At 48.4% G+C, this 13,157-nt stretch carries 10 protein-coding genes and 1 riboswitch; of the genes, 5 read left to right on the top strand and 5 right to left on the bottom strand.

The annotated features are described in order from the left end of the window. Positions 1 to 3: 3 nt before the first annotated feature. The 4 genes from UF06_RS02030 to torD all read right to left on the bottom strand — a co-directional run bounded on the left by UF06_RS02030 (position 4) and on the right by torD (position 3,790). Positions 4 to 693, bottom strand: coding sequence for a TVP38/TMEM64 family protein (locus UF06_RS02030; RefSeq protein WP_045568952.1), 690 nt, complete (start codon positions 691 to 693; stop codon positions 4 to 6). 152 nt (positions 694 to 845) lie between these two features. Beyond that, entirely contained in the window at positions 846 to 1,439 is a 594-nt protein-coding gene (locus UF06_RS02025; protein WP_039425463.1) for a TfoX/Sxy family DNA transformation protein, read from the bottom strand. 118 nt (positions 1,440 to 1,557) lie between these two features. After that, positions 1,558 to 1,646: riboswitch (cyclic di-GMP riboswitch) on the bottom strand. A 191-nt stretch (positions 1,647 to 1,837) separates the two neighbouring features. Beyond that, a complete protein-coding gene (gene purR / locus UF06_RS02020) occupies positions 1,838 to 2,842 on the bottom strand; it encodes an HTH-type transcriptional repressor PurR (RefSeq protein WP_045568951.1) in 1,005 nt (334 codons plus the stop codon). 303 nt (positions 2,843 to 3,145) lie between these two features. Beyond that, positions 3,146 to 3,790, bottom strand: coding sequence for a molecular chaperone TorD (gene torD / locus UF06_RS02015; RefSeq protein ID WP_045568950.1), 645 nt, complete (start codon positions 3,788 to 3,790; stop codon positions 3,146 to 3,148). 238 nt (positions 3,791 to 4,028) lie between these two features. Between torD and torR the strand changes: the two genes are divergently transcribed. Then, positions 4,029 to 4,742, top strand: coding sequence for a two-component system response regulator TorR (gene torR / locus UF06_RS02010; protein WP_045568949.1), 714 nt, complete (start codon positions 4,029 to 4,031; stop codon positions 4,740 to 4,742). 99 nt (positions 4,743 to 4,841) lie between these two features. Here the strand turns inward: torR and elyC are convergent, their stop codons facing one another. Next, entirely contained in the window at positions 4,842 to 5,645 is an 804-nt protein-coding gene (gene elyC, locus UF06_RS02005) for an envelope biogenesis factor ElyC (RefSeq protein ID WP_045568948.1), read from the bottom strand. Between the two features lie 97 nt (positions 5,646 to 5,742). On the opposite strand from elyC, the gene cmoM reads away from it, so the two are divergent. Genes cmoM through mukB form a run of 4 tightly spaced genes read left to right on the top strand, consistent with a single transcriptional unit; the run spans position 5,743 to position 13,049 of the window. Then, a complete protein-coding gene (gene cmoM / locus UF06_RS02000; RefSeq protein WP_045568947.1) occupies positions 5,743 to 6,552 on the top strand; it encodes a tRNA uridine 5-oxyacetic acid(34) methyltransferase CmoM in 810 nt (269 codons plus the stop codon). Positions 6,553 to 6,554: 2 nt separating this feature from the next. Further along, a complete protein-coding gene (gene mukF, locus UF06_RS01995) occupies positions 6,555 to 7,892 on the top strand; it encodes a chromosome partition protein MukF (RefSeq protein ID WP_045568946.1) in 1,338 nt (445 codons plus the stop codon). Then, the gene (gene mukE, locus UF06_RS01990; RefSeq protein WP_045568945.1) at positions 7,873 to 8,595 is read left to right on the top strand and encodes a chromosome partition protein MukE; all 723 of its coding nucleotides are present in this window, start codon (positions 7,873 to 7,875) and stop codon (positions 8,593 to 8,595) included. Before mukF ends, mukE begins: the two co-directional genes overlap by 20 nt. Continuing rightward, entirely contained in the window at positions 8,592 to 13,049 is a 4,458-nt protein-coding gene (mukB, locus tag UF06_RS01985; protein WP_045568944.1) for a chromosome partition protein MukB, read from the top strand. Before mukE ends, mukB begins: the two co-directional genes overlap by 4 nt. The last annotated feature ends 108 nt before the right edge of the window (positions 13,050 to 13,157 follow it).

Here is a 13,157-nt window from a genome sequence, read left to right as displayed (position 1 = left end):
GACTTACCGTTCACTCTGTACAGTAGACTGAGGGCGATATTTGTTCATCAACCATTTCACTACGATAGGAAAAAGCCCGAGTAATAGAAACGACAGCAAAACGGCAGGCGAAACGATCCCAGAGAGTGAATCGATCTCGGCGATTTGTGTCCCCGCGTTGAGATAGACAACGGTGCCGGGTAGCATGCCAACTTGACTGGTTAAGTAAAAGCGACTGGCTGTCATTTTACTTAGCCCCATCAGAAGGTTAATCAGAAAAAAAGGAAACACAGGGATAAGTCGAAGTGATAGAAGATAGAAAGATCCATCTCGCCCAACACCTTGATTAATGGCTTGTAACTTGTCAGCAAATTTCTTTTGCACCCACTCTCTGAGCAAATATCGACTGCTTAAAAAAGCTAATGTAGCGCCTACCGTGCTCGCGAAAGAGACGAGCAGTAAACTAAACCAAAACCCGAACAAGGCAGCACCGAGTAAGGTAACGACAGTGGCGCCGGGGATGGAGAAAGCAGTCAGAGCGACGTATAGGACAAAGTAACTGATTGCGGCCGTTAGCCAGTGTTGGCTGATATAGTCGCTAAGGAGCTGCTGTTGAGCTTTGGCATTTTCTAAAGTGAGGTAGGGAGCAAAATGGTAGACCAAAATAGCCATCACACTGACTAAAATAAGGCCAAAAAGCATTTTTCTATTCATCGCATTTTTCCAAGTTTAATTCTCTAATCTAAGACAGGGAAAAGCACAAAAAAATTTCAGGCAAGGCGAAAAAAACTAAGCAGAGTAAAGAGGAAGCGGAGTAAAGAAAAGCCACTTCGTTGCAGAGGTGGCTTTCAGAAACTTACTCAAGCTTAAGAGGAAAGCTTATTAACTAACTCATCTCGGCGTTTTTGAGGGATGACGCTCCAGTGAGTTCCATTGATAGCGCCTTCTAACGCCCACAACAGCTCAAGGCTAACACTTCCACTGTGCGTGTTTTTGATCGCTTCATAAGCCCCAACAGAACCGTGCATTTCCAACTGCTCAACCGTTTCAATACCTGCTTTTTTCAGCATGCGCTCAGTCGCCAGCCTTAGATTTGGCAAATCTTTCAGACGATCGGGTTTGGCAACGGCTTGAAGCTCTTTCTCTTTTCGGGCGCTGTCCAAAGCTTGTCTTGCGACGCTCATCAGTGCAGTCTTGTTATCCCAAAGGGAATCGGTTACCGCGTAGTATTTGGTAACAACAGGGAAGCCACGTTTTTTGTAAACATAAGGCTTAAGGCCCTGTTTTTCGAACAATGAGGTTGTGTTTTGATCCGCGCGAATATGAAGCTGATCTTTGACGACCAATGCAAACATGGTCTCATCTGCAAAAAGGCCGAATCCGCCAAACATAGAGCGAGATTTTATCGCACCAAGTTGCTCAAAAAGCTTCATTGAATCTTTGAGTATCGGTTTATCCATGATGTGTTATCTCGGTGTAATTATAATTACGCCACCCATAAATCAGGTCCGAGAGATTAGCAAACCAATGCATACAAGATGTCATTAGAGAGTCAACTCAATGTAATGCATTTTTGCCATCGGGAACCCCGCTACCTACCAAACAACATTTGGTTTAGGCCGGAGGCTTTGCGTCCCACCTTTTCAGATGGTTTGCCCTGTGCGTGACAGCTAAAGGATACGATTTCTATTGGACTAACATCACATTTTAGAATTAAAAGTGTGATCTTGGTTCAGGTAATAGTTTGCGGAAAATGAGCCAAAACTCGTGTACGAAAATATCTTGTTATTTGTCACAATAATGATTTTGTTTTGACACAAAAAAATAGACGCCGAATAGCGTCTATTTTTTAACAATGTCAGTTCAGTTTTTTAACTGTGTCGCGAATAACGATTTCTGGATGCATCTCAAAAATGCGTTTATCGTGCTCTTTGTCTTTAATGCGCTCAAGTAGAATTTCAAATGCATTTTTACCGACACGACGTTTTGGTTGGTGAATGGTGGTAAGCGGCGGAGAGAAGTACTCGGCCAGTTCAATATTGTCGTAACCGATCACCGACATGTCTTCAGGAATACGGATACCGAGCTGTTGCAAACGGCTCATTAGGCCAAGTGCCATGGTGTCGTTAAAGCAGAAAATGGCCGTTGGACGATCGTCCCAAGAGGCGATCTTATCAGCGACCAATACGGCTGTATCACATTCAAAGTTACCTTCTAAGATCCAATCTTGATTGACCGCTAGGTTTGCCTCTGCCATTGCGCGTTTAAAACCAAGAATTCGCTCCTGACACGCGGCTTTTTCGAAATGACCGCTCAGGCAGGCAATTTTGCTGTGACCGTTATCAATCAGATATTTGGTTGCGAGATAGCCACCTTCTTCTGAGTTGTCGATGATCTTGTCGGCTTGCGAGCTAATCGGGCCCCAGTCCATGATTACTTTTGGAATATCGGCGTGTCTATCGAGCATTTCACGCAGCTCTTCGGTCAAATCTGAACACATCACCAAGATACCGTCGACGCGTTTTTCAGCCAGCATGCGGATATAGTCGCGCTGCTTTTCATAGATGCCACCAGTGTTACATAGAATCAAGGTATAGCCTTGGCGGTAGCAGTAGCTTTCTACGCCGTCAATCACTTCAGAGAAAAAGAGATTGGTTGACTGAGTAACGAGCATGCCAATAGTACGAGTCGTATTGCATTTCAAGCTGCGTGCGACGGCGCTAGGCGCGTAATTGAGTTCATCCACCGCCTTCATCACTTTTTCTTGCGTTGTTTCTGCAACAAAGCGGGTTTTATTGATCACGTGTGAAACTGTCGTGGTTGATACGCCGGCTAAACGTGCGACATCTTTAATTGTGGCCATAATTTTGTCCTGTCCAAGGTTACCGCGGGGAACATTGAGCCGGGTAACGCTCTTGCTACCTTTCTTCGAATCGGTCTTGAACATGGAGAGACCCAAGAAAAGCAGCAGCTTAGCTAAAAAAACACAAAAACCGCTGTTTTTCAGCGGTTTGCATTAAATTCATATTTTATCGTTTGCGGTCTCAATTTTATATCGAGATACGTCAGCAGGCAACCAGCTCAGCACGCGAATATTGTATCCGTGTTCACACTTTATTGGTTAATCTTCAGTCGAGTGATTGCTCTATTGATAGGCCTGTAATTATTATCCAAGTAAATAGTCACTGTCCAGTTTACAAAATGCAATTAATAGTTTTGCAACGCTGGTGTAGAAGTCAAACTGGTCGTGTTGAAGACACTGCTGGTGAAATTGCGGCAGCCAAGACAGCAGCATATCTTCAATGAACTGTTGCTGCTTGGCAAAGGCGGCTTCCATATGGCGCTCTTGCTCCAGCTCATTCGAACGGATAATCAGATGGCCTAAAAAATCCAGTTGAATAGCGAGATGATCCGCAGGTTCATTGAGAGTGTCGCTCACTCTCACGCCGTGCTCTGTCATCAGCTTTTCCATCATTCTGGCTGGTTCGGCGTTGAGTAACCCTGATTGGTCGAGGTAAACGGAAGCGTAGGGTAGAGCGCCATGTTTTGCGCTTTTCAGAAACAGATCGCAAAAGTCTGCGGCCAGTTCAAGTTGAGCATCTTTACGCTCAAGCAGTTTATTCAACGTTTGTACCAGTTGCTGCACTTCAACCCGCAAACGGTCATTTTCTGCTAAACCACAAAGAAATGAGCGAATCTCTGCGCTGTGATATTTGTCCAGTTCCACTTGGCTCAACTCTTTGGCGAAAAGGCTTGAAAGCCACCAGTAAATTTCGGCACGCTTTTCGTTGAAGGCTTTGATCTCTTGCATTTTCTTTGTGCTCCTCAAGGTTTCTCTTATTAGTTTAACCAATAAAAATGAACAGCGGTCACCCTGATTATTAATGGATTATTTAATTATATGTCGGCTTGTAAATGGGTGAAAAATAAGCTTGTCTTGAATCAATAAAAGCCGAGATTATTGTGCTAACTTTGCTCTGACGCTAGAAATGTGACTGTTTATGAATAGAATGAATCGGCGTAGAGAAGAATGACAGAAAGTGGTGTAAATGAGCTATCACGTATTAGTCGTAGAAGATGATGTAGTGACACGAGCCAAATTGGTGGGTTACTTCCAAAATGAAGGATATACCGTCAGTGAAGCAGAGAGCGGCGTAGAAATGCGTGAGGTATTGAACAGCCAAACCATCGATTTGGTGATGTTGGACATTAATCTCACTGGAGAAGATGGCTTGCTTTTGACGCGGGAACTGCGTGGCCAATCGGATATCGGCATCATATTAGTAACAGGCCGCACGGATAGCATAGACAAAATTGTCGGTTTGGAGATGGGCGCGGATGATTACGTGACCAAACCGTTTGAGTTAAGAGAGCTGCTAGTTCGGGTGAAAAACCTCTTGTGGCGGATGTCGTTAACCGATACGGCTAAGCAAAAAGGGCGTGCTGACGAACAGGAGCAGCACGTTGTGCGCTTTGCAGATTGGACGTTTGACATTCATCGTCGTGCATTGAGCCGCAATGGCGAACCGGTAAAATTAACCAAGGCCGAATATGAGTTATTGGTGGCACTCTCGTCGTACCCAAATCAGGTGTTAAGCCGTGAGCGTATTCTAAACATGATTAGCCATCGCGTTGATGCGCCCAATGATCGCACCATCGATGTGTTGATTCGCCGCATGCGTGCCAAAATGGAGTTTGACCCGAAGAACCCGCAAATTTTTGTCACGGTTCACGGAGAAGGCTATATGTTTGCAGGGGATTAAGAGCCATAAATGCGCCAAAGCAGAGCGCTTGATCTCAATGTCGAACAATAAAAAACGAGCTGCGCAGACAGCTCGTTTTTTATGGATAGAATTTTATTTTCAAGCAGGACTTTTCGCGGCGACTTTTTCGTTGTTGGGAGTGGTGGTCAACAAGTCGCGCAAAGATTGCCAAATGAGACCCAAGGTTTCATACCAATAGCGTTCGGTCTGCTCTAAATAGAGCGCTTTCGGCGCGTATTTGTCCCAAGCCTGAGTGATCTCTTTTTGCGCCAAATAGTTGGTTGGTGCTGGCAAAGGGGTTAAGCCTGCATCGTTAAACTCTTTCAAAGCTCGGTTCATATGGCTAGCTGAGGTAACCAGCACCAACTGCTTCTGCCGAACAAAAGCGGCAGCCTGACGCGCTTCTTCCCAAGTATCTTTGGCATCTTCCAATAAGATAATATCGGATTTCGCTACCCCCAGCGCTAAAGCGACGTTTGCCATCATCCGGGCATGACTAATTTCAGAGCCGCCAGCGTAACCAGACAAAATCATTTTTGCCCCAGGGTACATGCGCAAAATACGAATACCTTCAGCAAGGCGCATCAATGCGGTGCGACTGAGTTCAGAGGTCGGAGGAATTTGGTCGTCCACCACATGACCATTACCCAATACCATCACATAATCGACACTTTGTACTTCAGGTAAAAAAACCGAGTATTGGCGCTCTAAAGGCATTAAAAGTTTGCTGGCAACGGGTTGGAATGAAACCAGAAAAATACCGATAAAAGAGAATAAAATGACAAAGCAACCTGTTTTTTGCCTGGTGGTAAACATAATCAACATCAGGCCGAGCAGGCCGATGATGAGTAGTGCAGGCAAAGGCATGAGAAGCGCCGATACCGCTTTTTTCAGCTCAAACATACAGAAATAGTCCGAAAAAACATCACTTGACAGTAAAAAAGAGAGAATCCCTCTTTATTCCTGCTTTCCTTATGACAGAATAGCAGCACGATTCGATATGATAACCCAAGCCGCAGTGAACCAAGACCGTAATTTCGACGATATTGCCCACAAATTTGCAAAAAATATTTACGGATCAGATAAAGGAGAGATCCGCCAAGTGATTGTTTGGGAAGACCTTGAACGGGTTTTAACCGCAATCGATGGTGACAAGAAGGCGCTGACTATTCTCGATGCGGGTGGTGGCTTAGCGCAAATGTCGCAAAAGCTTGCTAAGCTCGGACATCAGGTCGCGTTATGTGATCTATCTTCTGAAATGCTGCAATTGGCTGAACAGGATATTGCAAAAAACGGTTTGCTTGCGCAGTATCGCCTGATCCATTCTCCGGTGCAGTCCATCGCTGAACATTTGGATCAGCCAATAGATTTATTGCTGTTTCACGCGGTGATGGAGTGGTTAGCCGATCCGAAAAGCGCGTTAGAGACACTGCTTGCGCAAGTGAAACCGGGCGGGGCGGCATCCATCATGTTCTATAACCATCATGGCTTGGTTTATAAAAATGTGGTGTGCGGCAATATTCCGCATGTTTTACAAGGCATGCCACATCGAAAACGCTTTAAACTGCAACCGCAGCAAGGTCTGGATCCACAACAGGTTTATCAGTGGATTGAAGACGCAGGATTTGAGATTGGTGGAAAATCCGGTATTCGCTGTTTTAGCGACTACATAGGTAACCGGCAGAATATGGGTGACTACCAGTATGAAGACGTGTTGGCACTGGAAAGGCAATTGTGCCGACAAGAACCATACCTCTCGCTAGGCCGATACATCCATGTATGGGCGAAAAAGAAAGAAAAGCAGGAATAACAATGAGTGAGACAACTCTCAATGCTGCAGAGCAACCAATCGATGAATTGGTGAGCTGGGTTAAGCAGCACGATTTCTCATTGAACCTGACCACAGAACGTCTGGCATTTTTGATAGCCATCGCGGTGTTAAGTAACGAAAGGTTTGATGAAGAGTTGGGTGAAGGTGAATTGCATGATGCATTTACTATCGTCACTCGATTATTTGAAGAAACAGGCGAGGCGTCGGCGTTTCGAGCCAACAACGCAATTAACGAACTGGTTAAACAGCGCCTTATTAGCCGATTTACCAGTGAAGTGACCGAGGGAGCCAGTATCTATCGTTTGTCACCACTGGCGATAGGCATCACTGACTATTACGTCCGTCACCGCGAATTTTCCAAACTTCGCCTCTCGATTCAGCTCTCTATGGTGGCTGGTGAAATGGCCAGAGCCATTGACGCCGCTCAGAAGGGGGGAACCGCAGGGCATTGGAAGAAAAATGTCTACGGGGTGCTCAAGTACTCGGTCGGTGAGATTTTTGATCAGATCGATCTCAACCAGCGTGTGATGGATGAACAGCAGCAATCGGTTAAACAGCAGATTGCCGACTTGCTCAACAAAGACTGGCGTGATGCGATCAACAACTGTGAGTCTCTGCTGTCTGAAACCTCCAATACACTCAAAGAGTTACAAGATACGCTACAAGCGGCAGGCGACGAGCTACAAACGCAGATTTTGGATATCCAAGAGCTGGTTTATGGCGATCCTGAACTGGAGTTTATTGAGGAGACGCTGTTTGGTTTGCAGATGAAGCTTGATCGCATCGTCAGTTGGGGACAGCAGGCGATTGATTTGTGGATCGGCTATGACCGCCACGTGCACAAGTTCATCCGTACGGCTATCGATATGGATAAGAACCGCGCCTTTAGTTCGCGCCTACGCCAATCGGTGAAGGACTACTTTGATCTGCCTTGGTATCTCACCTATGCCGATGCAGAGCGCCTGAGCGATCTTCGCGATGAAGCGCTGATGCTGCGTGATGAAGAAGTCACCGGACAAGTCCCCACAGAAGTGGAATATGAAGAGTTTCAACAAGTCAATGATGAGCTTGCTGAGCGCATTGGCGGCATGCTTAAAGCGCATAAAGAGCAGGGCAGACCGATTGATCTCGGCACAGTACTGCGCGATTACCTCGCGCAACACCCTCAGACTCATCATTTTGATTTAGCACGAATGGTTATCGACCAAGCGGTCCGTCTTGGTTATTCCGAGTCGGATTATCAGGCGATTCAGCCCGATTGGCAGGCGATCAACGATTTTGGTGCAAAGGTACAAGCAAATGTCATCGACCGATATTAATGAATACATGCCAGAGAATCTGGCCAAAGCGATTTGTAACCCGCTTTTTCCCGCTTTAGATAGCATGCTGCGTGCAGGCCGTCACATCTCCAGCGAAGATCTGGATAACCACGCGCTACTTTGTGACTTTGAAGTCGAGCTATCGTCTTTTTATCAGCGTTACAACACCGAGCTGGTGAAAGCGCCCGAAGGCTTTTTCTATCTGCGTCCGCGCTCGACCTCGCTGATTGGCCGCAGTGTTTTGTCTGAACTGGACATGCTGGTGGGCAAAGTGCTCTGTTTTCTTTATCTCAGCCCAGAACGTTTGGCGCACGAAGGCATCTTCACCAATCAAGAACTGTACGAAGAGCTGCTAGCGTTGGCAGATGAGAAGAAGCTGATGAAGTTGGTCACTAATCGCGCTTCGGGCTCTGATCTTGATCGCGAAAAGCTGTTTGAGAAAGTGCGCACCTCACTTCGTCGTCTGCGCCGTCTTGGTATGATCATCCATATCGGTGATACCGGTAAGTTCAGCATCAGTGAAGCGGTATTCCGCTTTGGCGCTGACGTTCGCCTTGGCGATGACATGCGTGAAGCGCAGCTTCGCCTCATCCGTGACGGTGAAGCGGTGGTGCACACCAAAGAGCCAACACAAGGCAGCTTATTGGCTGATGAAGACGATAGTGAATTTAACGAGCAAGCAGAATTAGAGGGTGAAGCATGATTGAAAGAGGTAAGTATCAATCGCTGACCATGGTCAACTGGAACGGCTTCTTTGCTCGTACTTTTGATATCGATGGTCTGGTGACGACTCTCTCGGGCGGCAACGGCGCGGGTAAATCGACCACCATGGCGGCATTTATCACCGCTTTGATCCCTGACCAAAGCTTGTTGCATTTTCGCAATACCACTGAAGCAGGGAGTAGCCAAGCTTCACGTGACAAAGGTCTCTACGGTAAATTGCAGCCAGGTGCCTGCTATGCGGCGCTGGATGTGGTGAACTCGCGCAATCAACGTTTGCTGTTTGCAGTGAAACTGCAGCAAGTGGCAGGTCGCGATAAAAAAGTCGACATCAAACCGTTTGTGATTCAAGGCTTGCCGAGCCATGTGAAGCCGACCGATGTGCTGATCGAAACCGTTTCGTCAACTCAGGCTCGCGTGCGCCAATTGAATGACGTGAAAGAGTGTGTCGGCCAATTTGAAGGCGCACATTTTAAATCGTTCCCATCGATTGTCGATTATCACTCGCAAATGTTTGAGTTTGGCGTAATCCCGAAAAAGCTGCGTAACTCGAGCGACCGCTCTAAGTTCTACCGCCTGATTGAAGCCTCGCTTTATGGTGGTATCTCAAGCGCAATCACCCGCTCTTTGCGCGATTATCTCTTACCGCAAAACGGTGGGGTGAAAAAAGCCTTCCAAGACATGGAATCGGCTCTGCGCGAAAACCGCATGACGCTGGAAGCGATAAAAACCACGCAGGCGGATCGTGATCTGTTCAAACACCTGATCACCGAATCAACCAATTACGTGGCTGCTGATTACATGCGCCACGCCAACGATCGCCGCAACAAGTTAGAACAAACACTTTCTCTGCGCTCTGAGCTGTTTGGCTCACGCGAAATGCTGATTGAGCAAAATAGCTTACTGACTCGCGTTCAGGAAGAGCTGGCGCTGTTGATCGAGTCGGAATCAGCATTAGAACAAGATTATCAAGCGGCGTCGGATCACTTGCAGTTGGTACAAAACGCCTTGCGTCAACAAGAGAAGATCGAGCGTTACCAAGAAGATCTTGAAGAACTGAACGAGCGTCTCGAAGAGCAGAGCATGGTCGTTGAGGAAGCGCAAGAGCGCGTATTGATGGTCGAAGAGCAAGCGACGGTTGCCGAAGAAGAGGTCGACAGCCTCAAGACTCAGCTCGCTGACTATCAGCAGGCGCTGGATGTGCAACAAACGCGCGCGCTTCAATACCAGCAAGCGGTGCAAGCGCTGGAAAAAGCCAAACTGCTGCTTGGCAATGATGAACTGAGCGCGGAAAGTGCACCGTCATTGGTTGCACAGCTCAAAGAGAGCGAAGCGCAGCAAACCCAAGCCCTATTAGCGCTTAAACATAAACTGGATATGTCTTCGGCCGCTGCGCAGCAGTTTGAAACGGCGCTCAAGTGGTTACAAAGTATCACCGGCCCCGTTGAGCGTGCGTCAGCAGCAGAGAAAGCTCGCAGCGTCATGCAACAAGCGCGTGAGGCGCAGCAGTTGCTGAGCAATGAATCGCAGTGGCGCGCACAGCATCGTGATTTGGAACGTAGCCTGAACGCACAGCGTCAAGCCCGAGAAATGGCGGATGAATATCGCAAGCAGCACAATGTCTCGCTAAGCGATGAACTGGTGTTCGAGCAGGAGCGTGAGCGTCACCACGAGCTGATTGATTCTCTGGAGATGAGCTTAGAAGAAGCCCGTGAACAGCGCAGTGAGCAGCGCCGTCTTGAACAAGACACCCGCGCTGAGATCGAACATTTGCAAGCGCTCGCGCCGAGTTGGATTGCGGCCAATGATGCGCTGGCGAAACTCCGAGAGCAAAGTGGCGCCGAGCTTGCCGACAGCCAATCGGTAATGTCACAGATGCAGATGGTGCTCGAGCGCGAAAAAACGCTGTCAGTGAGCAAAGACAAATTGGCAGAGCGACGCGCCAAACTAGAAAGCGAGATTGGGCGTTTGGCATCGCCGGGCGGCTCGAACGATCCGCGCTTGAAAGGTCTAGCAGATACGCTTGGCGGGGTCCTGCTATCGGAGATTTACGATGACATCACCATCGATGATGCGCCGTACTTTAGTGCCATGTACGGCCCAGCGCGTCATGCCATCGTGGTGTCTGATCTGTCCGGTATCGAAGAGAAATTAGTTGAGCTCGACGACTGTCCCGAAGATCTCTACATCATTGAAGGAGATATCGACGCCTTTGATGACAGTTCATTCAACGCCGAAGAGCTGCATGGTGCGGTATGCGTGCGCTTGAATGAGCGTCAAATGCGTTACTCGCGCTTACCGGAAATTCCACTGTTCGGCCGTGCGGCGCGTGAGCAGCGTTTAGAATTGCTGCGAAGCGAGCGTGAAGAGGTGGTTGAGCAGCATGCTAAAGCGGCGTTTGATGCGCAGAAAATGCAGCGTCTGTTCCAAGCCTTCAACCAGTTTGTTGCTGAACATATCCAAGTTGCGTTTGCCGCTGACCCTGAGCTGGCGCTGAGTAAAGCGCGTGATACGCACAACCAGTTGACTCGCACCTTAAGCGAGTTAGAAGGCAAAGAGCAACAATATCGCGCGCAGATCAGTAGCAGTAAGCAAGCCTTGGTGCTACTAGACAAACTTGCGCCGAACATGCGATTGGTTGACGACGAGACGATCGAAGCGCGCTTTGCCGAAGTTGAAGCGCAAATCAGCCAACTTACTCAAGCGAAAGCCTTTATCAGCGAGCATGGAAAATCGGTCGCGGAACTGGAAAAAATGGCGTCGGTGTTGGAGGCTGATCCAGAGCAGTTTGACGCGCTTGAGGCCCAGGTTGCGCGCGCCGATCTCGCTCTGCAAGATCTGAAAAAGCAGATTTTTGCGCTGTCGGATCTGGTGGAACGTCGCCACTACTTTGCTTATTCCGATTCGGTTGCTCTGCTTAACCAAGGCAGCGAGTTCAGTGAACAGCTTCGCGCCAAGTTGGTGGAAGCGGAGCGCAGCCGTACACGTTATCGCGAAGCGCTGAAACAAGCCCAAGGGCAAATGAATCAGTACAATCAGGTGCTGGCTTCACTTAAGAGTTCGTATCAAGCCAAACTGGAAACGGTACAAGAGTTTAAGCAAGAGTTGGCAGAGTTTGGTGTGCATGCCGATGACGGCGCGCAAGAGCGAGCCATTCGTCGTCGTGATGAACTGCATGAGCGCCTGCACACTTCGCGCAGTCGCAAGAGCGAATACGAGCGCACCATCACCTCGACCGAGCTTGAAATGAAAGGCCTCGCCAAGCGTCTGAAAAAAGTGCAGAAAGATTACAGCGATCTGCGCACTTTTGTTGTGGCCGCCAAAGCAGGTTGGTGCTCGGTATTGCGTTTAGCACGCGAAAACGACGTTGAACGTCGTCTGCACAAACGTGAGCTCGCTTACCTTTCGGCCGATGAGCTGCGCTCAATGTCGGATAAATCGCTCGGCGCGTTGCGTTTAGCGGTGGCGAATAATGACGATCTGCGTGACGCGCTGCGTTTGTCGGAAGATAACTCGCGTCCAGAACGCAAAGTCCTGTTCTACATTGCGGTGTATCAGCATCTGCGTGAGCGCATCCGCCAAGACATCATCCGTACCGATGATCCGGTGGAAGCGATTGAAGAGATGGAAGTGGAACTGGCTCGTTTGACTGAAGAATTGACGCTGCGCGAAAACCGCCTAGCGATCAGTTCGGAATCGGCCGCGAGTATCATCCAGAAAACCATTCAGCGTGAGCAAAATCGTATCCGCATGCTTAACCAAGGCTTGTCCAACATCGCCTTTGGTCAGGTGAAAGGGGTGCGACTGAATGTCAAAGTGCGGGAAAGCCATGAACTGTTACTGAACGGTTTGGCAGCGCAGCAAGAACAGCACAAAGATCTGTTTGAATCGCCGCGTTACACCTTCTCGGAAGCGATGGCGAAACTGTTCCAACGCGTTAATCCACACATTGATATGGGCCAACGCTCGCCGCAAGTCCTTGGTGAAGAACTGCTCGATTACCGCAATTACCTCGAGTTGAGCATTGAGGTCAACCGTGGTTCAGATGGTTGGTTACAGGCCGAATCGGGCGCGCTATCGACCGGTGAAGCGATCGGTACTGGTCAGTCGATTTTGCTGATGGTGGTGCAAAGTTGGGAAGAAGAGTCGCGTCGTTTGCGCAGCAAAGACATTGTCCCTTGTCGCTTGCTGTTCCTAGATGAAGCCGCGCGTCTCGATGCGAAATCGATCTCGACGCTGTTCGAGCTGTGTGATCGTCTCGACATGCAACTCTTGATCGCCGCGCCTGAGAACATCAGCCCGGAGAAAGGCACAACCTACAAACTGGTGCGCAAAGTGTTTAAAGATCATGAACACGTGCACGTGGTTGGACTGCGCGGATTTGGTCAAGAGAAGAAGCCAAAGAGCGAGGCTCAGGAGCTGCTGGAAGCGTTCTAATCCTTCCAATGTAAGTTAAACACCCGCCCGATATGGCGGGTGTTTTTGATTTTGGCCGAAATTAAAAGCAAAAAATGCCGATCATCACCGCATGTTCGCTACCAATTG

The sequence above is a fragment of the Vibrio sp. S234-5 genome (assembly GCF_000960595.1).
GTDB lineage: Bacteria > Pseudomonadota > Gammaproteobacteria > Enterobacterales > Vibrionaceae > Vibrio.
The sequence above is the reverse complement of the archived record's forward strand: the minus strand, read 5'-3'. Positions and strand labels throughout refer to the sequence as shown.

What these genes read in the sequence shown, in the direction of transcription:
- torR (WP_045568949.1), top strand. Translation starts at nt 4,029, where the DNA reads ATGAGCTATCACGTATTAGTCGTAGAAGATGATGTAGTGACACGAGCC.
- mukF (WP_045568946.1), top strand. Translation starts at nt 6,555, where the DNA reads ATGAGTGAGACAACTCTCAATGCTGCAGAGCAACCAATCGATGAATTG.
- UF06_RS02025 (WP_039425463.1), bottom strand. Translation starts at nt 1,439, where the DNA reads ATGGATAAACCGATACTCAAAGATTCAATGAAGCTTTTTGAGCAACTT.
- cmoM (WP_045568947.1), top strand. Translation starts at nt 5,743, where the DNA reads ATGATAACCCAAGCCGCAGTGAACCAAGACCGTAATTTCGACGATATT.
- torD (WP_045568950.1), bottom strand. Translation starts at nt 3,790, where the DNA reads ATGCAAGAGATCAAAGCCTTCAACGAAAAGCGTGCCGAAATTTACTGG.
- purR (WP_045568951.1), bottom strand. Translation starts at nt 2,842, where the DNA reads ATGGCCACAATTAAAGATGTCGCACGTTTAGCCGGCGTATCAACCACG.
- mukE (WP_045568945.1), top strand. Translation starts at nt 7,873, where the DNA reads ATGTCATCGACCGATATTAATGAATACATGCCAGAGAATCTGGCCAAA.
- elyC (WP_045568948.1), bottom strand. Translation starts at nt 5,645, where the DNA reads ATGTTTGAGCTGAAAAAAGCGGTATCGGCGCTTCTCATGCCTTTGCCT.
- mukB (WP_045568944.1), top strand. Translation starts at nt 8,592, where the DNA reads ATGATTGAAAGAGGTAAGTATCAATCGCTGACCATGGTCAACTGGAAC.
- UF06_RS02030 (WP_045568952.1), bottom strand. Translation starts at nt 693, where the DNA reads ATGAATAGAAAAATGCTTTTTGGCCTTATTTTAGTCAGTGTGATGGCT.